The 462-nt window shown below is 53.7% G+C and carries 1 pseudogene; it reads left to right on the forward strand.

Features of this window, described 5'->3' with window-relative positions:
* Positions 1–462 (forward strand): annotated as a pseudogene (locus tag DVK00_RS20885) (hypothetical protein); the annotation flags it as partial.

Raw genomic sequence — 462 nt, forward strand, 5'->3', positions numbered from 1 at the left:
CGAACACCTTCAGACAACCGTTGATAACTACTTGCAGGATACAAAGACTCAGGCCCGTATCATCGGCAAAAACGCCTATATCAAGGCCCTGAACAACGGCAGTAGCAAAGCAGCGGCGAAGACTGAGGCGAAAAACGCAGTAGAGGACTACTACGCTGTTAAACAAGTGAACCTGCTCAATGCGTGGAGCCAAAGCACCTCTCACGCGAAGTACCTCAACGCCACCGCCGTCTCCGAGGGTGCGAGCATCAAGTACGTCGGCCAACCGCAGGAACACGACGGTAGTGATGTGGAAGCCACTGATCAAAACGTACAGGTCAAAAACTACGAGCAACAGGCCTCAACTACGCTGCTAAACGGCAGTTCAGCATCCTACAACGAGCTTCGGATTCACATTTGGGCCGACGGCAATGAGGGCGGAGGGCAGTACTTCAACGTCAGCCCGGTAACCGGCGAGTATCA

Source organism: Haloarcula sp. Atlit-47R (genome assembly GCF_003665985.1).
In the GTDB taxonomy this organism is placed as follows: Archaea; Halobacteriota; Halobacteria; order Halobacteriales; family Haloarculaceae; genus Haloarcula; species Haloarcula taiwanensis.